General features: G+C 71.0%; 18 protein-coding genes, 1 pseudogene and 1 riboswitch. Of the genes and pseudogenes, 11 read left to right on the top strand and 8 right to left on the bottom strand.

Going from position 1 to position 23637, the window contains the following annotated elements; all coding sequences use genetic code 11:
* Window positions 1-6 precede the first annotated feature (6 nt).
* The gene (locus H0H10_RS20715; RefSeq protein WP_188182528.1) at window positions 7-2190 is read left to right on the top strand and encodes a family 20 glycosylhydrolase; all 2184 of its coding nucleotides are present in this window, start codon (window positions 7-9) and stop codon (window positions 2188-2190) included.
* Window positions 2191-2352: 162 nt separating this feature from the next.
* Here H0H10_RS20715 and H0H10_RS20710 read toward each other — a convergent pair whose 3' ends face one another.
* Both H0H10_RS20710 and H0H10_RS20705 read right to left on the bottom strand, forming a co-directional pair.
* Complete coding sequence (locus tag H0H10_RS20710; protein ID WP_188182527.1) at window positions 2353-4869, bottom strand: SpoIIE family protein phosphatase; 2517 nt, start codon at window positions 4867-4869, stop codon at window positions 2353-2355.
* Window positions 4870-5547: 678 nt separating this feature from the next.
* Complete coding sequence (locus H0H10_RS20705; RefSeq protein ID WP_188182526.1) at window positions 5548-6261, bottom strand: IclR family transcriptional regulator; 714 nt, start codon at window positions 6259-6261, stop codon at window positions 5548-5550.
* Between the two features lie 195 nt (window positions 6262-6456).
* Window positions 6457-6597: riboswitch (SAM riboswitch) on the bottom strand.
* Between the two features lie 801 nt (window positions 6598-7398).
* On the opposite strand from H0H10_RS20705, the gene H0H10_RS20700 reads away from it, so the two are divergent.
* The 3 genes from H0H10_RS20700 (at window position 7399) to H0H10_RS20690 (ending at window position 10106) form a co-directional block, all read left to right on the top strand.
* Window positions 7399-7773: a hypothetical protein gene (locus tag H0H10_RS20700; RefSeq protein ID WP_188182525.1), complete on the top strand. Its 375-nt coding sequence runs from the start codon at window positions 7399-7401 to the stop codon at window positions 7771-7773.
* 142 nt (window positions 7774-7915) lie between these two features.
* On the top strand, window positions 7916-9172 hold the full coding sequence (locus H0H10_RS20695) for a PP2C family protein-serine/threonine phosphatase (RefSeq protein WP_309141853.1): 1257 nt from the start codon (window positions 7916-7918) through the stop codon (window positions 9170-9172).
* Window positions 9173-9236: 64 nt separating this feature from the next.
* Window positions 9237-10106, top strand: a complete 870-nt coding sequence (locus tag H0H10_RS20690; protein ID WP_223180184.1) for an AraC-like ligand-binding domain-containing protein — start codon at window positions 9237-9239, stop codon at window positions 10104-10106.
* A gap of 160 nt (window positions 10107-10266) precedes the next feature.
* Here H0H10_RS20690 and H0H10_RS20685 read toward each other — a convergent pair whose 3' ends face one another.
* Complete coding sequence (locus H0H10_RS20685; RefSeq protein WP_188182523.1) at window positions 10267-10911, bottom strand: hypothetical protein; 645 nt, start codon at window positions 10909-10911, stop codon at window positions 10267-10269.
* Window positions 10912-11080: 169 nt separating this feature from the next.
* Here H0H10_RS20685 and H0H10_RS20680 point away from each other — a divergent pair.
* The 4 genes and pseudogenes from H0H10_RS20680 to H0H10_RS20670 form a co-directional block, all read left to right on the top strand.
* Window positions 11081-11812: pseudogene (locus tag H0H10_RS20680) on the top strand (alpha/beta hydrolase); the annotation flags it as partial.
* 32 nt (window positions 11813-11844) lie between these two features.
* Window positions 11845-12060: a hypothetical protein gene (locus tag H0H10_RS20675; protein ID WP_223180183.1), complete on the top strand. Its 216-nt coding sequence runs from the start codon at window positions 11845-11847 to the stop codon at window positions 12058-12060.
* A 272-nt stretch (window positions 12061-12332) separates the two neighbouring features.
* Window positions 12333-12665 carry a lipase family protein gene (locus H0H10_RS40760; protein WP_306420954.1) on the top strand — a complete coding sequence of 111 codons (333 nt, stop codon included), beginning with the start codon at window positions 12333-12335 and terminating at the stop codon, window positions 12663-12665.
* Complete coding sequence (locus H0H10_RS20670; RefSeq protein ID WP_306420958.1) at window positions 12602-13213, top strand: alpha/beta fold hydrolase; 612 nt, start codon at window positions 12602-12604, stop codon at window positions 13211-13213. The genes H0H10_RS40760 and H0H10_RS20670 overlap by 64 nt, the downstream gene beginning before the upstream one ends.
* Window positions 13214-13442: 229 nt before the next feature.
* Here H0H10_RS20670 and H0H10_RS20665 read toward each other — a convergent pair whose 3' ends face one another.
* From H0H10_RS20665 to H0H10_RS20650, 4 genes are all read right to left on the bottom strand, one after another.
* Window positions 13443-13880 (bottom strand): glutaredoxin domain-containing protein, encoded by a 438-nt coding sequence (locus H0H10_RS20665; protein ID WP_188182522.1) that lies wholly within the window; start codon window positions 13878-13880, stop codon window positions 13443-13445.
* A gap of 427 nt (window positions 13881-14307) precedes the next feature.
* Window positions 14308-14883, bottom strand: coding sequence for a tellurite resistance TerB family protein (locus tag H0H10_RS20660; protein WP_188182926.1), 576 nt, complete (start codon window positions 14881-14883; stop codon window positions 14308-14310).
* A 200-nt stretch (window positions 14884-15083) separates the two neighbouring features.
* A complete protein-coding gene (locus tag H0H10_RS20655) occupies window positions 15084-15770 on the bottom strand; it encodes a CPBP family intramembrane glutamic endopeptidase (protein WP_223180182.1) in 687 nt (228 codons plus the stop codon).
* Between the two features lie 254 nt (window positions 15771-16024).
* Window positions 16025-17203, bottom strand: a complete 1179-nt coding sequence (locus H0H10_RS20650; RefSeq protein WP_188182520.1) for a M14 family zinc carboxypeptidase — start codon at window positions 17201-17203, stop codon at window positions 16025-16027.
* Window positions 17204-17608: 405 nt separating this feature from the next.
* Between H0H10_RS20650 and H0H10_RS20645 the strand changes: the two genes are divergently transcribed.
* A complete protein-coding gene (locus tag H0H10_RS20645; RefSeq protein ID WP_188182519.1) occupies window positions 17609-19504 on the top strand; it encodes a CocE/NonD family hydrolase in 1896 nt (631 codons plus the stop codon).
* A 112-nt stretch (window positions 19505-19616) separates the two neighbouring features.
* Window positions 19617-20663 carry a M14 family zinc carboxypeptidase gene (locus tag H0H10_RS20640; RefSeq protein WP_188182518.1) on the top strand — a complete coding sequence of 349 codons (1047 nt, stop codon included), beginning with the start codon at window positions 19617-19619 and terminating at the stop codon, window positions 20661-20663.
* A 92-nt stretch (window positions 20664-20755) separates the two neighbouring features.
* Here H0H10_RS20640 and H0H10_RS20635 read toward each other — a convergent pair whose 3' ends face one another.
* Window positions 20756-21952 carry a cytochrome P450 family protein gene (locus H0H10_RS20635; protein ID WP_188182517.1) on the bottom strand — a complete coding sequence of 399 codons (1197 nt, stop codon included), beginning with the start codon at window positions 21950-21952 and terminating at the stop codon, window positions 20756-20758.
* 242 nt (window positions 21953-22194) lie between these two features.
* On the opposite strand from H0H10_RS20635, the gene H0H10_RS20630 reads away from it, so the two are divergent.
* Window positions 22195-23634 carry a M20/M25/M40 family metallo-hydrolase gene (locus tag H0H10_RS20630; protein ID WP_188182516.1) on the top strand — a complete coding sequence of 480 codons (1440 nt, stop codon included), beginning with the start codon at window positions 22195-22197 and terminating at the stop codon, window positions 23632-23634.
* Window positions 23635-23637: the final 3 nt, after the last annotated feature.

Raw genomic sequence — 23637 nt, 5'->3', positions numbered from 1 at the left:
AACCTCGTGACCGTGCCACAGCGCCTACTGGTGACCGTTGCGGCGCTGGCCCTGTGCGCCACCACACTGACGACGCTGGGTGGCTCCCCGGCGAGCGCCGACGGCGACGACCCGCTGATGACCGACCCGGGATTCGAATCCGGCACGTTCGACGGCGGCCAGTACTACCACGCCTCCCTTGTCGCCCCGGGCGCCTCCGGATCGGGCCACGCGGCGCGGGTCGGGCTCGATTACGACGGGGACAGCCGGTACCCGCGCGGCGGCAATCTTCCGGTGCGCGGCACCGGCGTCTCGCGCGGGATGGTCAACAAGCCGGTCCGGCAGGTGGAACCCAACACCGTCTACGAGTTCACCGCCAAGGTCCGCACCGAGGGGAACGCGTCGGTGCGGGTCGGTGTCTTCGACGCCGAGAACGTCGCGTTCTACCGCGGCGCCGCCAACCACGTCGACGTCAGCAGCCCGACCTGGACCACGGTGACACGCACGATCACGACCGGGCCGCGCACCCGGGAGCTGAACGCGTTCTGCTTCCTGAACGAGTTGGGCAGCAGCTCCGGCCCCGGATACTGCGACGACTTCGCGGTGCACAAGGTCGGCCCGGCGGCCGACCCGGCACCCGCGCCCCCCGACGACACCCGCGCGTGGGGAGCGAACGGGTTCCCGGTCACCATCCCCGCGGTGCAGTCCTTCACGCGTCACGACGGAGAGTCCTGGCAGCCGCAGGGCGACCTCAGCATCTCCGTGCGCCACGGGCAAGCCGCCACGCTGCGTGATGACGCCGAACGGATCGCCGAGGAGTTCGTCGAAGCCAAGCTGGTGCGGACGGCCACGGTCCGCACGGTGGACGACCACGCCCGCGTGGCGCGGGGAATCCTGCTGACCACGGGCGCGGTGGACCTGTCCGCCGCCCCGGCCAAGGCCCAGGCCCTGGCGTCCCAGGCCTACCGGCTGGACATCGACGAGAACGCCGTCCGGGTCACCGGTGGTTCTGACACCGGCGCGTTCTACGGCGCTCAGACCATCCTGCAGGCACTGCGGTCGGCGGGTCGGCTGCCCGCCGGCGCGGTGACGGACTGGACGGACCAGACCTTCCGCGGGCTGCAGGTCGACTCCGGGCGGCGCTACTACTCGCTCGGCTGGCTGAAGAACCAGATCAAGGATCTGGCCTACACCAAGATGAACTACCTGCAACTGCGGGTGAAGGACGATCAGGGCCTGCGGGTGGAGAGCACGGTGGCGCCGAAGCTGGTCGACCGGCTGCCGGCCGGCGGGTCGTGGAGCAAGGCGCAGATCGCCGACCTCGTGGCGTTCGCCCGCCGGTACCACGTCACCATCGTCCCCGAGATCGACGTACCCGGGCACAGCAGTCTCGACACGCAGGTGTATCCGGAGTACGCGCTGCCGGAGAAGACGGGCTACGACTACTCCCGTGCCGATGTGCGTGAGCATCTGGCGCGGTGGGTCCGGGAGATCGGCGCGACGTTCGGCACCCCGTACGTCCACCTCGGCGGCGACGAGTTCTTCGACGCGGACAATCCACGGCTGCTGTCCTGGGTCCGCGGCTTCGCCGGGCCGAAGGCCACCGGCGAGGACGGCTACAAGGCGCTGTTCAACTACCTCGCGGGCGAACTCGCCGAGGACGGTCGCGGCACGTGGATGTGGAACGACATGATCAGCGACCCGGCCGGTGGCGCCGTCCGGCTGAGCCGCGACATCACGATCGACTACTGGGCGCAGATCTACGACGCGCCTCCGGCCGGCGCCTACCTGGACGCGGGCTTCACCCTGATCGGTTCGTCGTCCGACCTCTACCACGATCTGTGGCCGCCGCTCACGGCTGACGACAAGAACAACACCATCAACCAGCCCTGGCCCGCCGGCCAGTGGACCACCTACGGCAGCCCGTATGTGTACTCCGGCGGCTGGGGCGCCCCCTACAGCGTGCCTGCCGGGAGCAACAGCGTCGGGCAGTTCTTCCCGATCTGGGACGACCCGCACGGCTGGGCCCCCGAGTACGTCCTCACCCAGACGCTGCTGCCCAGACTCCGGGTGCACGCCCAGTCGGTGTGGAACTCGCCCGATCCGGTCACAGACTTCGCAGCCTTCGACCCCTATCTGCGCAAGCTTGGCCACGCACCCGGCTTCCAACAGCCCGTCAGCACACTTGAGCTGAACCCTCCGCAGCAGTGACCCCCTCCGGGGCTCCTCACGGTCGTGGGAACCCCGGTCAAGGTCCGGCGGCTCGATCATCCGCGACCGCGGCGTAGGGGCGGGCCGGGAGGCACCAACCGAGTTCTGCGCACCGTCCAGCTCGCCAGCAGGGAGGTGGAGGTCGGCAGCCGCATCGGATACTCAAAGGCTCCCGGCGCGGCGTGCCGGTTCCCCCTCCGCTGGAAGCGGCATCTCCGCCCAGATGATCTTGCCAGTGCCGGTGTAGCGGGTCCCCCAGCGTTCGGTGAGCTGGGCGACCAGCATCAGGCCGCGTCCGCCCTCGTCGAAGATACGCGCCCGGCGCAGATGCGGGGCGGTGCTGCTGGCGTCGGACACCTCGCAGATCAACGCCCTGTCCATGATCAGCCGCAGTTGGATGGGCGGGGCAGCGTAACGGATGGCGTTGGTCACCAGTTCGCTGATGACGAGTTCGGCGGTAAAGGTCAGCTCGTCCAGTTGCCAGGCATGGAGCTGGGCGGCCGTCAGCGATCGTGCCTCGGCGACGACAGCCGGATCGGCGGGCAGGTCCCATTGGCCGACGGCCCGGCTGTCCAGGGCGCGGGTGCGGGCGACGAGCAACGCGACATCGTCAGCGGGCCGCCGCTCGTCGAGCAACGCCTTGAGGACGTTGTCACAGGTGGTCTCGAGCGAAGGAACGGCGGCGTCGAGGGCTGTACTCAGAGCCTGCAGGCCGGCGCCGATGTCACGGCTGTGGCCCGCGATCAGGCCGTCGGTGTAGAGCGCGAGGAGGCTGCCCGCAGACAGTTCGATCTCGACGGACTCGAAGGGATGCCCGCCCAGTCCCAGGGGAGGGCCTGTGGGCAGTTCGACGAATTCCGTTGCCCCGCCCGGGGTCACCAGGGCGGGCCAGGGGTGCCCGGCGCTGGCGAGCGAGCACATGCGGGAGACGGGGTCGTAGACCGTGTACAGGCAGGTGGCTCCGAGGTCGGCGGTCGGCGGGTCGGCCCCGGTCTCCAGTCCCGCACTCAGGCGGATGACCAGGTCGTCCAGGTGCGCCAGGAGCTCGTCAGGAGCCAGATCGACATCGGCGAGCGTGCGTACGGCCGTACGCAGCCGCCCCATGGCGGCGGATGCGTGCAGCCCATGGCCGACCACGTCCCCGACGACAAGGGCCACACGAGCGCCGGACAGCGGGATCACATCGAACCAGTCGCCACCGACCCCTGCCTGCGACCCCGCGGGGAGATAGCGCCCGGCGACGTCCACGGCGGCCTGCTCGGGGATCCCCTGCGGCAGCAGGCTGTGCTGGAGGGCCAGCGTGGTGGTGCGCTCGCGTGTGTAGCGGCGGGCGTTGTCGATACAGACCGCTGCGCGTGCCGCCAGTTCCTCCGCGACCCGCAGGTCGTCCTCCGTGTACGGCGGCATGGATCGGTCCATTCGGGCGAACAGGGCGGCGCCGAGGTTCACCCCGCGAGCCCGCAGTGGCACCGCGAGCAGCGAGTGAGGGCGCCGCCGCCGCACCCAGGCGGCCTTGCCGGGGTCCTGGTCCAGCCAGCGGACGACCTCGGGATCGGCGATCCCGTAGACGCTGCCACGGCCGGTGGCCAGGCACCGCGCGAGCGGCGAGAACTTCGGGTAGTGGGCCGGACCGCCCACCGCCACGGCGCCCAGATCGACGGAGCGGACAGCCGTACGCCGCAGCTCCATGGTGCCGCCGACGGGAATCGGCGTGGGCTCGTCGCCGAGCAGTACGGCGTCGAGGAGTTCGACCGAGACGAAGTCCGCACAACTGGGCACCGCCACGTCGGCCATCTCCTGGGCGGTACGGGCGACGTCCAGGCTGCTGCCGATCCGTCTGCTCGCCTCGTTGAGCAAGGCCAGCCGCTCGCGGGCCACGGACTGCTCCGAGAAGTCGAGCACAGCGACCTGAACACCGTGCACGGTCCCGGTCCGGTCCTTGAGAGGGATCACGTGCACGATCCAGGCATGCGCGTACTGCTCCCCCGGAACGCGCACTTGGTGCTCGAACTGCTCCGGGACGCCCGTGGCCAACACTCGGTCGACGGTCTGCCCCGACACCTCGAACTGCGGGAGCGGCGGGTTCTCGGCGATCCGGTGTCCCCGGAGGTCCGACTCCGATGCTCCCCACTGCTGCCCCATCGCAGGGTTGAGCCGCAGGATCCGGCCCTTGGTGTCGTGGATGGCCAGGGCGAACGGAAACTGATAGAACGCCCAACGCAGCAGAAGGTCCTCGTTGCGGCCCTCGTCCTCCCCGTGCCGCGGTGAAGTGAGTTCCGGAGAGGGGGCCGACTCGGCGAGTGAGGCCGGCTCGGGCAGCGAGGCGGGTGCCTGCTGCCGGGCAGCCTCCAGGAAGCAGCCGGTGCACCCGTCCGCGGTGGTCAAGGGACGCATCCGCAGCAGACATTCCACCAGCGCGCCATCACGGTCGTGGAGCACCGCCGGCCCGGTCCAGCCCTGCTGCCCGGCCAGCCTCTCCCGGGCAGCGGTGGACAGGGGAGCCGCGAGCAGCTCCGCTGCCGGCCGGCCGACGGCCTCGGCGGCGGAGAACCCCAGCAAGCGCTGCGCACCGGGACTCCAGGCGGACAGTGCCCCGTCCGGAGCCATCACGGCCACGGCGTCACTGTTGATGAAGGGATCCCCAGGTTCGGTACCGTCGTTGGTCGCCGGTCCAGTCATGATCGATCATCTGCCCCTTCGGGACCTTTCCCCTTGGCGTCCTCACCGCCTCCAGGATCCCCCAGGTCATCCACGTCGAGCACGCTGGACGCGGGAGGGGCTTTGGACGGAGCGTCGAGTCAGCCGGTTGCGGAGGGCCGGAGGGCGCACCCTGGACGTCTCGATCGGCGATATCCGTGCAGGTGAAACCAGGAGGTCAGATGTCCAGACCAAGAACTGACGTGCGGGGTGACGTCGCTCACTGGCGAGTGCTGCCGCATCGAGCCGGACCAGTTTCTGCCTGGTCGGCAACGGCCAAGGTCAGTGGGGATGTGCCGATCTGCTGGGCAGCGAGATCGGCAGAAACCATTGTCACCGGGGCTGTCGCAGATATCGGCGCGTGCCGGGCGAACACGGTGCACTCGGGGTGGCCGACGACGCCGGCCGACCTTGACGAGCACCAGCCGGACCGGGCCCGGACCGGGGCCGGGCACGTGCCGGCGGCGACGACAGGCTTCCGGGAGGGTCGTCCGGAACGGGCATGGCCGGGCGAGCTGAGGCCGGCCGACGGCCGGGAGCAGACGACGCTGACCGACTGGCGGTTGGTCAAGGCCGCCGAGCTCACGGCTACGCCGCGGCATGAGGCGGACCTGCTGGGGCTGCGGTGCATGAGCTTCAGGAGGATGGCGGGTGGGCTCGTCAAGGGCGGCAAAGGGCATCGGTGAGGCGGGCAGCCGCCTCGACGACGGCCTGGGAGAGGTGGGCGCCGGGGTGGAGGGTGAGGCGTTCGATCGGGCCGGAGACGGAGACGGCTGCCACCACCCGGTTGGATGGGTCGCGGACGGGCGCGGAGACCGAAGCCGGATTGGGCTCGCGTTCTCCGGCGGACTGAGCCCAGCCGCGGCGCCGTACGCGGCTCAGGGTGGTGGCGGTGAAACGGGCACCTCGGAGGCCGCGGTAAAGGCGCTCGGGCTCCTCCCAAGCGAGCAGGATCTGGGCGGCGGAGCCGACCTTCATGGGAAGGGTGACGCCGACGGGAACGGTGTGGCGAAGGCCGAGAAGGCCCTCGACGGAGGCCACACAGATGTGCTCCTCACCCTGCCGACGGTAGAGCTGAGCATTCTCGCCGGTGGCGTCACGCAAACGGGTGAGGACCGGTTCAGCGGCGGCCAGCAGGCGATCCTCGCCGACGGCGGCCGAGAGCTCGCCGAGTCGGGGACCGAGGGCGAAGCGGCCCTCAATGTCCCTGGTGACCAGACGGTGGCGTTCGAGTGCGACGGCGAGTCGGTGGGCGGTGGGCCGCGCCAGACCGGTGGTGGCGACCAGTCCGGCCAGAGTCGTGGGGCCGGCCTCCAAGGCCCCGAGGATCAAGGCGGTCTTGTCGAGCACACCTACGCCGCTCGTGTTCTCCATGAATGGGTACTCCAGTCTCAAATCCGCGAGCGACGGATTGGGTTGCGCTCACGGGGGCTCCGGCGAGGAGGGGTGAGGTCAGCGGGGACAGGCCGGAAGAGTCGGCCGATTGCCTGTGCCGGACACGAGACGGGTACGCGGAAGGGCCGGGGCGGGGAGCGCCCGGGCGAAGGACAGCACAGAGAGCACCGTGTCTCCTCATCTTTCCCGCGCCACGTTGGCGACAGGCCGGAGTTGGCACTGATCCCGGCCGGTGTCGCGCGTGTCGCACGCCGACTCGACCGGGGAGTTGCCGGGGCTTCGTAGGGCCGGTCCCTCCACCCCTCTGGATGATTCGGGAGGTACCTTACAAGGTGCCATGGGCGGCCCGCCGAACTCCCCCATGCCCAACCGGCGGTTCTCCATCCGTTCGCGCGCTCGGTCTGCTTCGAACGGGTTCCTGGAGCGGGTGAGTTGGCCGGCGTCGGGGCATGAAGGGAGGCGGCCGATGCCTACAACGGCAAGACTGTCGGGGCTCGCCCTTGCCGACAGGATGGGTGCGCAGGCGGTGGCACAGCCGCCTGCGGGCGCCGGGCCGCGGGCACATGGCCGGCCCCATCACGCGCGGCGCGCCCGGCCATCGCCGGGCCTCGCAGAAGAACCCGACCCGTGCACCGCCGCCGGGGGAGCGGTGGTGCACGGTGACTACCGCGCGGACATCAGCTGCGTACACGGTTCCGGCCCGTCGGGACAGCAGCACGGTGACCTCCATCCTCTCGCTCAGGACACCGGCGCGGGTGTAGGGCGTTGAGGAGCCGGCAGCTCGCTGTCCATGGCGGACGGACTCGCTCCAAGCCGTCGGCACCCGATGCCGCCTCACGATGCCGAGGCCGGAACGGCCCGGCAGCGATCGGCTGCATCGCCGAGGGAGCGGGATCGCGGGCCGATGGCGGTTTCATGAGTGCCGGAGGAGGGTTGCGGTACGGAAGCTTCGGCGGGTGCCTGTGAGGTTGTTGTTGCCTCGCAGCATCTGGTGCTCCTCGTCCGTGCCACGTGGTGAACCGGGCCGAGTGTGTCGGGCGCCTCCGCCTGCTGTGCACCACCCATGTCCCGTTTAGGCTGGAATGTGCCTGTCTTCGGGTGCCTGGGAGGTGTGCCGTGTCCCGCACTCACCGGTTCCATCTGGATGTGCACGGTCACTCGGTGACCGTGCAGGCCACCGCGAGCGAGACCGAGCTGCTCGTGGACGGCAAGGTGGTCGGCTACCAGCGCACGCAGGCGGGACACCGCAAGTCCACGAGCACGCTCGCTGCCCAGCTGCCCGGCGACCCGCCCCAGTCGTTCGGCGTGACCCTCCGCCCCGGCGACGCCGGCGCCCTCACCTGTGTCCTGGAGGTCGACGGACGCAGCCTTCCGATGCCGGAGAGTCCCCTGGGCCGAGCGGAGCACCCTCGGCCCGCTGCGTCCGCGCGCCCGGTTCGCCGGATACGCAGACTCCTGCGCCGCAGCCTCGGGCGGCGCATCCGCCTCTGACGACAGCAGGCCGGGGAGGGCGAGCCGGTGCCTCGCCCACTGCCTGTGCTCGGCTTTTCCGCATGTTTGAGCGAGTGCCTGTTCGGTTTCATGAAACGTTTTTGTCACCCACGCCCGCTGGCCTGTGCATAGGGTGGTGCGTGTGGCGGGACGGTACGAGTCGCTTCCCGGACCGGCGTCGACGGGGTCGGCCGAGCCCGGCGGCGTTCCGGCGCCGGACGTCGATGTGCCGGCCGGGATGGCCGCGCTGCGCTCGGCAGTGCGGATCGGCACCACGCTCGACGAGGACACCACGAGCGCGGAACTGATCCGGGAGGTCGCCGGGCTGGTCGGAGGTGCGGCGGCCGTGCTGAGCCTCGGCGGAGAGGCCGGCCCGCGGTACGAGTCCGTCGTCGGGAACCCCGCGGTGCTGCCCGTCCCCGGCCGGGTCGCGGCCGCGGTGCGGGAGGCCGCGGGCCGGGGGGAGGGCGGCTCAGCGCGTGCGGTGCTCGAGGACGGACGGCGTGTGCTGTGCGTGCCGCTGACCTCGGCGAACGGCCACCGCTGCGGCGTGCTGGTGAGCGGCCGGCAGGAGGCACCGTTCACCCCGGCAGAGGTCGAAGCCGTGACCCTGCTCACCGAGATCGCCGCCTCCCACATACGGCACGCCCGGGAATACGACGCGGTGAGTGGCACGGTCGGCAAGCTGCAGCGAGTCCTGCTGTCGGAGCCGGGCCGGCCGCATCCCAATCTGGATCTGGCCATCCGCTATCTCCCCGCCGGGCAGAACACCCTCATCGGCGGGGACTGGTGCGAGACCGTCCGGCTGCACTTCGGCCGTACTCTGCTCGTCGTCGGCGACGTCATGGGACACGGTCTGGAGGCCGCCGTCGACATGAACGCCTACCGCTCGTCCCTGCGTTACAGCGCCTCCGCCGACCTGCCGCCGCACCGCATTCTGCGCCAGCTCGACGACCTTGCCGCCGGCGAGCCGGAGCGCAGGCCCGCCACCTGCTTGATAGCGCAGATCGATCCCAATCGCGGTCAGGTGACCCTCGCCAGCGCCGGCCACCTGTCCCCGGCAGTGGTCGATGGACAAGGCCGCGCCTCACTGCTGCCGGTGCCGGTCGGCCCCCCTCTGGGGACGGGCCTCGGCGGCTACGAGCGGGTCACCTACCGGCTCGACCCGTCCCAGACACTGCTGCTCTTCACCGACGGGCTCGTCGAGCGCCGCGGCGAGGACATAGACCATTCCCTGCACCGACTCGCCCAGGTCGACTTCGGTGCCGCCCCGGGCATCGAAGACATCCTCGACACGGTGCTCACCCGCCTCGACGCCCGGCACGCGGAGGACGACGTCGCGGTCCTGGCGGCCCGGCTGCGCCACCGCTCCGCCCCTCACCACGAGGAACGACGCTGAAGGCCGCCGTGATCGCCTGACGCTCCGCCGGTCGTCCCGCGGGCCATCCGTTGGGACGAGCGTCATGCACAATGGGGTCCTCCGCGGTCGCAGAGAGGGAGTCGTGCTGCTGCTCGACCTTGACACGGTGGCGCCACACGAGCGGGTGGACGCGTTCCACCACGCGCTGACCAACGACTCGGTGCCCAACCGTATCCTCCACGAGGAGACCGGCCGCATCCACGCCCGGATGGAACGCTGGCGGATCGGCGGCCTCGACCTCGTCCAGACCCGCAACTCCGGTTTCACGGTCCACCGTACGAAGCCGCACGTGAGCCGGCAGCGCAGCCACCCGATCTTCTCCGTGGCCCTGCAGCCCCGTGGCGTCGGGCGCGGCGAGGTCGCAGGCCGGCAGCTGACCTACGGCCCGGACGACATCCTCGTCTTCCACGAGCTGACGCCCCGCGTCTACGGCTGGTCCGGCGACGGAGCCGGGCAGGCCATGATGATCGACGTGGAACGCCTCGGCGTGCCGGTGGACATGGTGGTGAAGGCCAGCCTCCAGCTGAGGGCCGGCCCCATGCACGACCTGGTGCTCCAGCACCTCCGCGGCATCTGGCGAGCTGCGGAACGGGCCGATACCCGCGGACACCGCCCCGCTGTTCGCCTACGCGGTCGTGTACGTCGACCAGAGCCACCACGTCGACTTCACCCCGTCGTTCACGCTGCTGCCGCGGGCCCTCGACGCGCTGGCCGCCTCCGGCCCCCGGATCTTCGGCGACCTGGCGGAGCAGACGTTCTTCAAACTCCTGCTGGCCTCCGTGTACAAAGGGCGACCCCCGGGGCTGGCAGGCCCTGGAACGGCACCTGCCCCATGTCTCCTCCGCGGCCCGCCTCTGCCACCGGGCCTGGGCCGACCCTCCGCGCACGGCACGCGGCGCGGAGACGGAGCTGAGGGACCTGGTGGCCGGCATGACGGCCGAGCAGCAGACCGGAAACGCCTGGCTGCTGCTGTGGGCCGCGTCCGCCGTGGACGGCGCCGACGCCGGCCTGTGGCGGCTGTTCGGCGGACAGCACGCCTACGCCACCCGGGGATCCGTCGCCAAGGCCAAGTGCTACCAGGACTTCCTGAGCGGTCGCTGGGAGCCGCGGAGGACTGCCTGCGCCACGCGGACACCGCGGAGCAACTCGGCTACCACACCAACGCGTTGCTGTTCCGGCACTACTACGCGCACTTCCTGGCAGGCCGCGGTGACGAGCGACGGCTGCGCCCGCTGCTGGCGCGGATCGAGCCGGAGGCACGGCGCGCCCGCATGCGGTTCGTCACCGACCACCTGACCCATCTGGAAGCCCTGGCCGCCCTGGTCCACGGACGGCACCAAGAGGCGTACCACGGCCTGCGCGGGCTCATGCCGCCGGGAGAACTGCCCAGCGGGCTCGCCTGGTTCCACCTTCCCCTCCTCGACTTCGTGCTCGCCGCCCTGCGCTGTGGCCGGAGGACGGAGGCCCTGGCCCAGGTGGCGGCCGGGCGCGCGGCGCGGATGGACGAGATCTCCGCGCACCACGCGTTCGTCCTCGCCGCCGTGACCGCGCTGACGGCCGACGACGAGCGGGCGGACGCCGCGTACGCGGCGGCATACGCCGTGCCGGGAGCCGAGCAGTGGGTCTTCGAACGGGCCCGGCTGCGGCCGGCCCACGGGTCGTGGCTGCGCCACCGCGGTCGCCGCGCCGAGGCGGAGGACGTCCTGCGCGCCGCGCACCACACCTTCCGCGAGCTGCGCGCCGAGCCCTGGGCGGAGCAGTGCCGCGAGGAACTGCGCGCCACGGGCCGCTCTCTGGACGGCGCCATGACCCGGGCCGAGTCGCTGACGGCCCAGGAACTGCGCATCGCCCGGCTCGTCGCCACCGGGCTGACGAACAAGCAGATCGGGACCGCTGCCGGTGATCGTCTACATCCACGGCGCCGGCTGGGTCTTCGGCAACGCGCACACCCACGACCGGCTGGTGCGCGAACTCGCCGTCGGCACGGGCGCCGCGGTCGTCTTCCTCGAGTACGACCGGTCGCCCGAGCACCGCTACCCGGTCGCCCTGGAGCAGAGCTGGACCGTGGCCCGCTGGGTCGTCACGGACGGCGCCGCCAAGGGCCTCGACCCCGCCCGTGTCGCGGTGGCCGGCGACTCGGTCGGCGGCAACATGAGCGCCGCCCTGACCCTGCTGGCCAAGGAACGCGGCGGACTGCCCCTGGTGCAGCAGGTGCTGTTCTACCCGGTCACCGACGCGGCCTTCGACACCGGCTCCTACCACCAGTTCGCCGAGGGCTACTTCCTGCGCCGTGACGCGATGCAGTGGTTCTGGGGCCAGTACACCACCGACGAGGACGAGCGGGCCCGGATCACCGCCTCCCCGCTGCGGGCCACCACCGAGCAGCTCACCGGCCTGCCCCCGGCCCTGGTCGTCACCGCCGAGGCCGACGTGCTGCGTGACGAGGGCGAGGCGTACGCCAACAAGCTGCGGGCAGCTGGCGTTCCCGTCGCCGCCGTGCGCTACCAGGGCGTCATCCACGACTTCGTGATGCTCAACGCGCTCCGCGAGACCCAGGCCGCCCAGTCGGCCATCGAACTGGCCACGACGACGCTGCGCCGGGCCTTCGCCCAGCGGTGAGGACCACCCCACCGCACCCCTCCGGAGAGACCATGACCACGAGCGAGCACCGCCCGGCCGACACGGCCGGCGGACGGCGGTTCGAACCCGCCCTGCGCGGCATGACCCGGATCAACCTCCGGCCCATCGCCTCGCCGATGCCCCTGGGCTTCTACACGGTGGCCATCGCCTCCGTCCTCGTCGCCTGCTTCCAACTGGACGTCCTCCCAGAGGGCGCGGGCCGGGCCGTGGCCCTGGCCATCCTCTGAACGCCGGCGACTTAACCGACCGGGCCGGCGCGGCGGCGTGGCGGAAGCTGCCGTCCTGGACGCTGGTCACCGGGGACGACCGCGGCATCCCCCCGGAGCTCCAGCGCTTCCAGGCCCGGCGGGCAGGCTCCCGCACCGTGGAGGTCCGCTCCTCCCACCTGCCCCTGTACAGCCGTCCCGGCACCGTCACCTCGGTGATCAGGGACGCCGTGGCCCATGTGGCCTGACACCTTCCACGTCCCTCCCTTCCACCTCCTCCCTGGAGAAGACTGATGTCATCCAGCCCGCCGTCCGGCGCCTCCTACGCCCGTGACCTCGCCCAGATCGAACGTGCCAACGCCTCCGGCCGGATTCCGGTCGTCTTCATCCACGGCCTGTGGCTCCTGCCCACCAGCTGGGACCGGTGGGCCACCGTCTTCGAGGAGGCCGGCTACATCGCCGTCACACCCGGCTGGCCCGACGACCCCGAGACGGTCGAGCAGGCGCGCGCACACCCGGAGGCGTTCGCCGGGAAGTCCGTCGGCCAGGTCGCCGACCACTTCTGCGACCTCGTCCGCAAGCTGGACCGCAGGCCCTGGTCGTCGGTCACTCCTTCGGCGGCCTGATCACACAGATCATCGCCGGTCGTGAACTGTCGCAGGCGTCGGTCGCCATCGACCCGGCGCCGTTCCGCGGCGTTCTGCCCCTGCCCCTGTCGTCGCTCCGGGCCGCGAGCGCCGTCCTCGGCAACCCCGCCAACTACCACCGCGCGGTGCCGCTGACGTACGAGCAGTTCCGCTACTCCTTCGCCAACGCCGTCAGCGAGGAGGAGGCGCGCTCCCTGTACGAGACCTTCGCGGTGCCCGCTCCCGGAGTTCCGCTGTTCCAGGCGGCCGTCGCCAACCTCAACCCCTGGACGGAGGTCAAGGTCGACACCCTTGCCGCCGGCCGCGGACCGCTGCTGATCGTCTCCGGTGAACGGGACCACACCGTTCCCTGGGCGATCGCCAAGGCGTCGTACGACAAGCAGCTCCGTAACACGCACGCGGTGACGGAGATCGTCGAGATGCCCGGACGCGGGCACGCCCTGACGATCGACAACGGCTGGCGCGAGGTCGCGGACACCGCGCTCGCCTTCGTCCGGCGCTTCACCGATCCGGCGGAGCGGGCGTGACACCTTCAGTGGCCGACGAAGGCGGGGGCGCAGAGCCGGGCGGCGCTGCGCTACCGGTCCGCCGTCACGGCGCCGCCGTGCTCCGGGCGCGGACTCGGCGCACGCAGCGGCCTGCGGTGGGCAGGGCGCCGGGCTGAGCATCCGCGCGGTCGGGCGGGCGCCACGGCCGCGCGTACCGTGCCGTGGACCTCCCGCCCGGTCGGCTGCCGGGGCACGGCACCGCACCCGATCACGCGGAAGGGGAGAGCTGTTCGCGCACCCATTCAGGGTCGGGGTTGGTACGTGGCCGCCCCGCCACGACGACGGTCGGCACCGTCTCGTTGCCCTCGTTGGCTGCCCTCACCGCTGCCGCTCCAGCCGGGTCACGCCAGATGTCCACCCAATGCAACTGGCGGGCGCTACGGCCCAACCGGATGCGCAGCCGCAGGCAGTACTTGCAGCCCGACCGCCAGTAGACGACCGGTCGGCCGTCGACCGCGCTGCGGCGTTGTGCCTCCAGCGCACCGATGGGTCTCGGGAAGATCAGAGGCGAGTTCACGCCTGCGAGCAGAACGAACACCAGCAGGAGTACTGCGGCCTCGCCGGGGCTCCCGTTGAAGACCAGCCCGCTCGCAACGACCGAGCCGCAGAGCACCAGCAGTATTGGCAAGACCCAAGTACGCGTCATGATGCCGCAGGCTATCGACGAGTCGACATGCTCCTCGAACCAGCCTGTCCACTCACACGCTGAGTTCGCCTCAGTTGCCCCGCCCGGCCCGCTCCAGGATCCACTCGACGACCTCGGTCCTCCGGGCAGCCGTCCGGCAGCACGTGCAGAGTGGCTACGTCTCTGCCCGGACCGAGGTCGACCCCACGCCGAACTCGCCCAGCACCCGAAGCACGCGGTACGCGCCCGCCGGCAGCCACGCATCCGCGCGCGCCCGGCGTCGGCCGTCCTGGTCCGGGACCGCCAACGCCGTGCGGCAGGACCCGCGCGTCACCCGGCTGCTGGAACGCCTTCATCACCCGGGGCAGCGGTCCGGAGCGCCGCTACCGCTCAGGTCGCTGCGCGACCCGGGAAGGAGTCGCGGCGCACCGGCGCCGAGCCTGCGGGATCAGAGGCCGAACTCCGAGGGCGACACACCCAGTGCGGTGCAGGCCTCGCGGATCGCGTACTGCTCGGACGGCTCGAAGACCCCGTCGGCCCCGGCGATGACCATGCCGGTCTGAATGACCGCCCGGGCCTCCGTGGGCTTCTTGGCGGCCTTGGCGATCACCTGCAGGGCCTCGCTCTTGCCCAGCTCGAAGTTGCCCAGGAGCCGGTCCACATGCTGGTTGAACCGCTGACGGAGCTGGTCCGCCGGGAAGTTCTGGAGGACCTCGTTGGAGACGATCAGCTCCTCGACGCGCTGCCGCTCCGCCGGCTCCACCTGTCCGTCGGCCGCGGCGACCAGCGCGCACATGGCCATGCTGGCATCCCGGTAGGCACCGCTCTTGAGTTCCGTCTTGACCGAGGCGAGCTGGGACTTGAACAGCCCCAGCAACTGGGCCTTGGAACCACCGGAGGACGAGCCCGACCGGCCCAGCCCATGAGACCCCTGCGGTACCTGCCCGGGACCGCTTGCTCCCCGAGCGCCCTGGGACTGCTGGAAGGTCTTGGCCTGGTCCTTGATCTTGTCCCACATTGCCACTCGTGCCACCTCGGCTTCTGTTGCTGCTGCGTACCCGTCTTGATCCTCGGACGCGATTTCTCGCGGCCACCAGCTTGAACGCGCCCGGGAGCCACGGGGTTCCCGAAAGGCAAAGACAGAGCAAAGTGTCTCACGGCGACGTCGTACTGGGGCCGTGCCGGGCCGGGCGGCTCGGCGAGCAGGAGGTTCGTGCTGCGGGTTCAGTCCCCGCCCCTCCAGCGGGGTACTGACCAGGCCAGCACGTAGCCGAAGCCGTTGAGGGCCCAGTGCAGGGCCGCGGGCGCCAGCAGGCTTCCGGACCGGCGCCGCAGCTCGCACAGGCCGACCCCGGCCGCGGCCGTGGCGACAACGGCGGCGGCGACCGACAGCGCGGTGCCTGCCGGCCCGGTGCCGAGGACCGCCACGGCGGCGTTGGCCCGGCTCAGCCCGCGCGAGGGAAGCAGATGCCAGAGCCCGAACAGCGACGACGAAACCGCAGTGGCCCAGGCGGTACCGCGACGACGCCGCACCATGGCCCACAGCACACCGCGGAAGGCCGTCTCCTCCAGCAGCACGGTGCCGACCGGCACCCGGACCAGCACCCGTCCGAGCAGCTGCCCCACGGTCAGGCCGGCGGCGCGCTCGTCCTCGAACGCCTCCCTGGTGGCCGGCAGAGCGAGCGCGAGCAAGAAGACGGCGAGAACCGCGCCCACCAGCACCGATGCCCACCGCAGCCCCCGGTACAGGGCAACCGTGTCGAGCCCGAGATCGGCGCGGGTGAGACCGTCCCACCGGGCGATCAACAGCAGCGCGGCGGTCGCGACCACGCAGGTGGGTACGTAGGCGCCGGGCGCGAGCCAGTTGTTGAGCAGGTTCGCGCCGACCAGGACGGCAAGGACACACAGCATCCGCATGGTGTCACCAGCCTCCCGCGATCGGCCCCACGACTCGGGATGACGGCATGAGCGCGCCACGGCTGAGGAGCACTCCAGTGCAGGCGCTCACGCCGGAGGTGCGCCACGGCCATCCACTCCAGGATGAAGCGCTCCGAGGCTCCGCACCACGCCGCCGCGCCGACGGGAGGTACCGAACCGACCCGGCTGGAGTGGGCCGGCAGCCGTCGGCGCACGGCCGAGCCGTGGGGAACCCGCCCCGGCCCCACTCAGTCGGCGGGCAGGTAGACCCGCTGCGGGATGGTGTCGTAGACGCTCTCGTCAAGGGCGTCGACCGAGCCGTCCGCAACGGCGTCCACGAGGCCGCCGAGGCCGGTCTCGATCTGCCGGGTGAGCATGCCGTTGCGCTTCATGCCGTCGTACTGGGTCTGGGAGGAGGTCTCGAACAGGACGACGGCGGAGCCGCGCAGCTGGTAGGAACCCAGCGCGGTGCCCGGCAGGTTGGTGTCCTGCGGGTACAGGGTCAGGTCACCGAAGCCGGACTCGCCCCGGCCCTGCAGGGCCTGGTAGACGGCCACGTTCGCCCGCTTGGAGGCGTTCATGTCGAATTTCGGCCAGTTACCGAACTCGGCGGGGTTGTCGATGAACTTCGCCGATATCGACAGGGGAGACATGTTCTCCAGGTCGTCGGTGGCGTAGCAGGACCACTGGTTGTGGAGGTCCACGAAGTAGTCGACGGTGCCGAACTCCTCCTCGAGCGCCTTGTAGACGTTCCGGGAGGTCTGCGCCTCCGGGGTGATGTACCAACCGGTGTCCGCGCTGTTGCCGGGGAAGTCCTCCGGGGCGGGTACGTAGTCCAGGTCGGGGTTGAAGTCCCGGTTGATGTCGAAGCCGCCGACGCGCGCGTTGTAGTTCCACGCCGGAGACACGCCCTCTAGCTGCGGGAAGTCGGCAACGGCATCGTCCCACGTCATCGCGTTCTGCCGCTGGTCGAGCTCACCGCCGTCGACGTTCAGACGGGGGATGACGACCACGGTGACGTTCTCGCGCAGCTCCCGCGCCGCCGGGCTGTCGGAGCCCCACCGCTTGAGCAGTTCGAGGGCGGCCTCGGTGCCGTGCATCTCATTGCCGTGGATCTGCGTCTGCACGAACACGACCTTGTCGCCCTCGCCGACGCGCGCGATGTGGATCGCGCGGCCCTGGTTGGAGTACCCGGCTACCTCGACGTCGACGGTTCCGCCGGTGCTGGTCTCCAACTGCTGCAGCGCCGAGGCCAGTTGGTCGTGGTTCACGAACCCGTTGCTGCCGGAGCCCGAGGCTTCGGTGCCGCAGTGGGAGACGGGCGGGATCGCGGCCGCGCCGGTGGCGGTCGCGGTGACGGCCGCGGTACCGAGTCCGGCGGTCAGAACCGTACTCGCCAGCGCGGCGATCCATCTGCGTGCAGACAATTCACTACTCCTCTGGTGTCGCTCAGAACTTCCCAGGGGTGGTGCTGCGTCACCCTAGACGCACGAGGGGCATCTGTGAACAGCGCCGATCCAAGACCGCACACCACCCTCACCAAGTGGCCAACTCCGGCCGCCGCGACCGTCAGCGGCCGCGAGGGCGGTCGTGCTCCGTGAGTAACACGCGCGTCACACAGTGCCGTTGACGTAGTTTCACGATCAACATAGGCTCGCCCGCCAGCGGCCAGCCCGTGCCCGCGGTCAAGGCTGCTGCCCCTGCTGCCCCTGCTGCTCAGCGCTCCGCGTGCACGCGGCCGCCCGTCGTCACCCCGGAAGGCGGCAGGCGGACGGCCGCTGCTCGACCGGCACCACCGGCACCACCTCGCACCGACCACTTCGGAGGAGCATGTGAGAGCACGCCGCTCGGCCGCCCGGGCCGCCTCGGTCCTCGTCACCACCCTCGCGTTGACGGGCACGCTCGCCGGCCCCGTCGCCGCGGCGCCCGACGCAGGATCCGAACCCGCCGCCACGGCGCGGGCCCGGACGGGGGCGGTCGCCACCGCGACCGCCCCCGTCACGCACGAGGAGAACGACCGCGTCCCGGAGGGATCGGTCTGGACACAGCACTACTTCCCGTCCTCGGACGGCTCCGGCACCGAACTCCACGCCGACGTCCTGCTGCCCGAGGGACTGGGCGAGGGCGAGCGGGTACCCGTCATCCTGTCGGTCGGCCCCTACTTCGGGCACGCGGGTCAGACCGGTCCCGAGGGCTGGACGCACACCGGCCCCTCGTCCCGCTTCCAGGACTTCATCGAGGGCACCGACCTGTTCGACCAGGGCTACGCCTTCGTCATGGTGGACCTGCGCGGCTTCGGCGGCTCCACCGGCTGCCTCGACTGGGGCGGCCCCGGCGAGCAGGCCGACGTCAAGGCCGCGGTCGACTGGGCCGCGAGCCGCCCGTGGTCGACCGGCGCGGTGGGCATGTACGGCAAGTCGTACGACGCCGTCACGGGTCTCATCGGCAACAACCTGGACCAGGACGCGCTCAAGGCAGTCGTCGCCCAGGAGCCCGTCTGGGACATGTACCAGTACATCTACTCCAACGGCGTGCCCCGCCCGAACGTCACCGGCACCGCCAACGCGTACAACGGCATCGCCACGTTCGACCAGATGCCGGACGACGACGCGCACTACCTGGCCAACGCCGCCTACGAGGACACCCACCCGGAATGCCTCACCGAGAACTCGGCCGGGTACCGAATATCCGACCAGTGGGACGAGCACTGGACCTCCCGCGACCTGGCGAAGATGGCCGAGGGATCCGACACCCCGCTGTTCGTCACCCAGGGCTTCATCGAGAACAACACCAAGCCCGAGGAGATGGAGGAGTACCTCGACAACCACACCGGCCCCGAGCGCGGCTGGCTCGGCCAGTGGGACCATGTGCGCGGCGGCGACCGCGTCGGCGACGGGCGTCTGGCCATGGGCCGCGAGGGCTGGTACGACGAGACCCTTTCCTTCTTCGACCAGTACCTCAAGGGCGTCCGGCCGGCGGTCGACTACCCCGCCTACTCCATGGAGGACAACACCGGCGCCTGGCGTGCCCAGGACACCTGGCCGGTCGTGGAGCGTTCCGTCACCCTCCCGCTCGGCGGGGGCAGGTACGTGGACGACGGAGGCGCCTCCGCCCGCGCGGCCCTGACCGCATCCGGCGAGCCGGCCCCGCAGGCTCCGGCGCAGCCGTCCGGCGCGTGGGACATGGAGAACGCGCCCGCGACCGAGCAGCCCGCCCCGAAGGGCCTGGCCAAGGGCATCGCGAAGCAACAGGCCTCCGGTGAGGTCACGTCGAGCTTCTTCCGCTGGTCGCGGCCGGTCGACCGCGCCGTGCGCATCACCGGGACTCCGCAGGTCTCGCTGAACGCCAAGGGCGAGGGCAATGTCATGCTCAAGCTGTACGACGTCGCCCCGGACGGCACCGCCGTCATGTTCGACGAGCAGGTCTCCCTGGTGGACTCGGGCCGGCTGACCGTCGACCTCAAGGCGACCGACTGGACCCTTGCGGCCGGGCACGTCCTGGCCGTGGAGATCGGCTCCATCCAGACCGGCTCGTGGCGCGACACGCCCTCCGGCGAGACGATCGAGGTCAAGGGCGCGCGGCTCAGGCTGGCCCTGGACGACCCGGCCGACGACGTTCCCACCGCAGGTGCCCGTTCGCCGTTCCTGGACACCTACCTGCGCCAGTACACGGTGAAGCTGCCGGCCGGCCCCGCGACGTTCACGGTGATCCCCGGCAACCACATCTGACCCCCGAGGACCGGTGCCGGCCGCGGTGCTCCGGGCTCACCCACGGACGCCGGCCGGTCCCGGTCCTCCGGAGGAAGACCGGCCGCCGGACACGACGAGACGAGGATTCGACATGCGCAGCATCGCCATCGCCAGATCCGCTTGTACCGCCGCCCTCGCAGGCGCGCTTCTGCTGACCGGCACCCTGTTCACCGGTAACGCCGCGGCCGTCGGCGAAGGCCCCGACTATCAGGGCAACGAGACCATCAGGACGTCGATCCTGTCGACCTACGACGATGTCGTGGACTTCCTGGAGACCCAGGATGCCCGGCAGGAGGCGATGGAGCTCGAGGTCATCGGCCAGACCGTCAAGGGCCGCGACATCCACCTCGTCAAGTACGTGAGCGATCCCGGGAACCCGACGATCCTGTACCTGGCCCAGCAGCACGGCAACGAGCAACTGACCACCGAGGCGATGCTGCACACCATCAAGTCGCTCGGCTCCCCGTCCAAGGAGGCGCTGCTCAAGGACGTCAACGTCCTGTTCATCCCCATGTTCAACGCCGACGGCGCCATGGGCGACGTCAACTTCCCCCTCGACGACTACCTCGCCGCCGGGGAACGCCACCTGACCCGCTACAACGCCAACGAGGTCGACCTCAACCGCGACCACGTCGCCAAGGCCCAGCCCGAGACGCGGGCGCTGCACGAGAACGTGCTGGGCGTGTACGACATCGACTACGCGATCGACCTGCACCACCAGGGCACCCGGTCCCGCGTGAACGGGAACCTGGTGTCCGGCTCCATCCTGTACCCGACGACCCCGGACGTCTCGCCCGAACTCGTCGAGAGGTCCAAGAAGCTGGGCGCCGTCGTCTACCGGAACGTCGACCGCACCGGATGGGGCCACATCGGCCTGTACAACGGCGGTTCGGCCAACACGATCGGCCGCAACGGCATGGCCGCCGAGTACGGGATCGCCACCCTCCTGTTCGAGATGCGGGGCATGAGCGACCACGAGTACGCGCCCTACGTACTCGGCCAGAAGTCCAACGGGTACCTGATCCACCAGTCCGTCGTCACCATGGAGGCCACGATCGCAGCCGTCGCCGACGGATCGGTCAGCGAGGCCGACACCTCCTTCTGGGACACCCTGCCCCAGCAGTGCGACACCTGCTGATCCCGCCCGTACCGCTTCCACGTCAGGCGTCGGCGCGGGCCGGGGCGCAGCGCCCCGGCCCGCGGCCGTACGAGGGATGGCCGACCCCGCAGCTACGGGGCGAACCGCACGGGCAGGCTCTGCGGGCCGCGGATCATCAGCCCTGGACGCCAGGTGATCGCCGCCGGGTGGATGTCCAGGGCCAGGTTCTCGCAGCGCTCCAGAAGCGTTCTGATGGCGATGCGTGCCTCCAGTCGGGCCAGCGGAGCCCCCAGGCAGTAGTGGATCCCGTGGCCGAACGCCACGTGGCCGCGGGTGTCGCGGGTGATGTCGAAGCGGTCGGGGCTGGGGAAACGGGCCGGATCGCGGTCGGCGTCGGCCAGGGCCACGAGGACGAGCTCGCCGCCCCCGGGGACGACCGTGTCCCCGATGGTCAGCGGCTCGGTGGTGAACCGGTACGTGGGCGTCTCCACGGGACCGTCGTAGCGGAGCATCTCCTCGACGGCGGAATCGATGAGTGTGAGGTCGGCGCGCAGGGCGGCCAGTTGCTCGGGATGGGTGAGCAGCGCGAGGACGCCGTTGGTGATGAGGTTCACGGTGGTCTCGTGGCCCGCCACCAGCAGCAGCCAGGCCATACCGCGGAGTTCGTCGGCGGACAGCCGGTCGCCGCCGTCGTCCGAACCGTGGATCAGCGCGCTCATGAGGTCGTCGCCGGGCTGCTGCCGCTTGTTCGCGAGCAGTTCCTCCAGGTACCGCGCCATGGACGCCGCGGCGGCCGTGCGGGCTTCGGGGTCGGTGGCGCCGAGAGCGTCGTTCGACCACGTCCGGAAGGAAGCGCGGTCGAGGTCCGGAACGCCGAGGAGTTCGCAGATGACGGAGATGGGCAGCGGGAAGGACAGGGCCTCGACGAGGTCGGCACGCCCGTCGGGCGCGGTGAGCATCCGGTCCAGGAGCGCGTCGGTGATCTTCTGGATGCTCGGGGCGAGTGCCTCCACCCGGCGGGTGGTGAACTCCCGGGCGACCAGCTTGCGCAGCCGCGTGTGGTCCGGCGGGTCGGCCCGGAGCATATGAGGACCGGAGGAGATGGCACCGAGCGGAAGTGAGGGGGAGGCCTTGGCCCAGTCCTTCGAGAGCGTCGGGTCCGTGAGCACGGCGCGCCCGGCCTCGTAGCCGACGACGAGCCATGCCTCCGCGTTCCCCTCCGGCATCCGGATGCGGTGCACGGGACCCTGGGCCCGTAACCGGGCGTACACCGGGTACGGGTCGCGCGTGAAGGACTCACCGAGTGCGGCTAGGTCGACGATGCTCATGGGCTACCACCTCACTGACGGCTCACGACGGTGACCGACGGTGAGGGCTCACGGCTCCCGGAAGGGGGCCCGCCCGCCGCCGGCGGCGACTGCCCGCCGACTGTAACCCTTGCCGGAAACGGGCAAACCCGGTTTCCGGCAAACGAAGGCCACGGACCGGCCGGTCTCCGCCACGGCGGCCACCGCTCCTTCGGCACCGAGTCCACTTGTCAAAAGTTTGACGTGCCCATGATGATTGCCTCATGTCGCACACTTCACAGGCAACCAGCGGCACCACAAGAAGAGCCGTACTCACCGCCGCAGCCGGAGCGGTCGCGGCCGGCGCAGCAGCCACCGGTCAGGCGACCGCGGCCGTCCCCGGACCGGGCCCTGGCCGGGGACACGGAGGCCGCCCCGCCACCGCGCAGTCTCCCTCCCGCGAACTGCGCGCCCTCCTCAAGGAGATCGACCCCGGACGCATCGAGGCGACCGTGCGCAAGCTCGCCTCCTTCGGCACCCGGCACACCCTGTCCGTCCAGGACGACCCGGTGCGCGGCATCGGCGCCGCCCGGGACTGGATCTACGCCGAGATGCAGAAGTACGCGGAAGCCTCCGGCGGCCGGATGACCGTCGAACTCCAGTCGTACATCCAGGAACCGGCGTCCCGGATCCCGGTCGCGACCCGGATCACCAACGTCGTCGCCACCCTGCGCGGCTCGGTCACCCCCGAGCGGGTCTACATCGTCTCCGGGCACTACGACTCCCGCGTCACCGACGTCATGGACGCGACCAGCGACTCCCCGGGCGCGGACGACGACGCCTCCGGCGTCGCGGTGTCGATGGAACTGGCGCGCGTCATGGCCACGCGCCGCCCCGCCGCCACGATCGTCTTCGCGGCCGTCGCGGGAGAGGAGCAGGGCCTGTACGGGGCGACGCACATGGCCGCGCGGTACAAGGCCGCGGGCACGGACGTCCAGGGCATGTTCACCGACGACATCGTCGGCAGCCCCAAGGCGGACGACGGCGCCCTCGACCCGTACACCATCCGGCTCTTCGCCGAGGGCGTGCCCAGCTCCGAGACGCCCGAACAGGCGGCCACCCGGCGGTCGGTGGGCGGCGAGAACGACTCGCCGTCGCGCCAGCTCGCCCGCTTCGTCCGCGACACCGCCGACAACGATGCCACCGGCATGCACGTCCGCGTGATCTACCGCCGTGACCGCTACCTCCGCGGCGGCGATCACATCCCGTTCCTCGAACGCGGCTATCCCGCGGCCCGGTTCACCGAACCCGCCGAGGACTTCGCCCACCAGCACCAGGACGTGCGCGTCGAGGACGGCAAGCAGTTCGGCGACCTGCCGGAGTTCTGCGACTTCGACTACATCGCGCGGGTGGCCCGGGTGAACGGCGCGGCCCTGTGGACCCTCGCCCAGGCCCCGGGCACGCCGAAGAACGCCAAGATCGTCACCAGCAACCTCACCAACGCCACGGAGCTGGTCTGGGACCGCGGCACGGAGCCGGATCTCGCGGGGTACGAGGTGGTGTGGCGCGAGACGACCGCGCCCGAGTGGACGCATGTCATCGAGGTCGGCGACGTGACGCGGCACGAGGTGGACCTGTCGAAGGACAACGTCTTCTTCGGCGTGCGCGCGGTGAGCCGGAACGGCGCGAAGAGCCCGGTGGCGTTCCCGGTGCCGCAACGGTAGCGG

It is taken from the genome of Streptomyces griseicoloratus (assembly GCF_014534645.1).
Taxonomy (GTDB): domain Bacteria; phylum Actinomycetota; class Actinomycetes; order Streptomycetales; family Streptomycetaceae; genus Streptomyces; species Streptomyces griseicoloratus.
Note: the sequence above shows the minus strand (reverse complement) of the source record. Positions and strands in the feature narration are given on the sequence as shown.

Bases quoted from the DNA above. Each gene is read 5' to 3' on its own strand.
- H0H10_RS40760 (WP_306420954.1), top strand. From the start codon at position 12,333: ATGTCATCCAGCCCGCCGTCCGGCGCCTCCTACGCCCGTGACCTCGCC.
- H0H10_RS20710 (WP_188182527.1), bottom strand. From the start codon at position 4,869: ATGACTGGACCGGCGACCAACGACGGTACCGAACCTGGGGATCCCTTC.
- H0H10_RS20665 (WP_188182522.1), bottom strand. From the start codon at position 13,880: ATGACGCGTACTTGGGTCTTGCCAATACTGCTGGTGCTCTGCGGCTCG.
- H0H10_RS20690 (WP_223180184.1), top strand. From the start codon at position 9,237: ATGCACAATGGGGTCCTCCGCGGTCGCAGAGAGGGAGTCGTGCTGCTG.
- H0H10_RS20655 (WP_223180182.1), bottom strand. From the start codon at position 15,770: ATGCTGTGTGTCCTTGCCGTCCTGGTCGGCGCGAACCTGCTCAACAAC.
- H0H10_RS20630 (WP_188182516.1), top strand. From the start codon at position 22,195: ATGTCGCACACTTCACAGGCAACCAGCGGCACCACAAGAAGAGCCGTA.
- H0H10_RS20705 (WP_188182526.1), bottom strand. From the start codon at position 6,261: ATGGAGAACACGAGCGGCGTAGGTGTGCTCGACAAGACCGCCTTGATC.
- H0H10_RS20635 (WP_188182517.1), bottom strand. From the start codon at position 21,952: ATGAGCATCGTCGACCTAGCCGCACTCGGTGAGTCCTTCACGCGCGAC.
- H0H10_RS20640 (WP_188182518.1), top strand. From the start codon at position 19,617: ATGCGCAGCATCGCCATCGCCAGATCCGCTTGTACCGCCGCCCTCGCA.
- H0H10_RS20675 (WP_223180183.1), top strand. From the start codon at position 11,845: ATGACCACGAGCGAGCACCGCCCGGCCGACACGGCCGGCGGACGGCGG.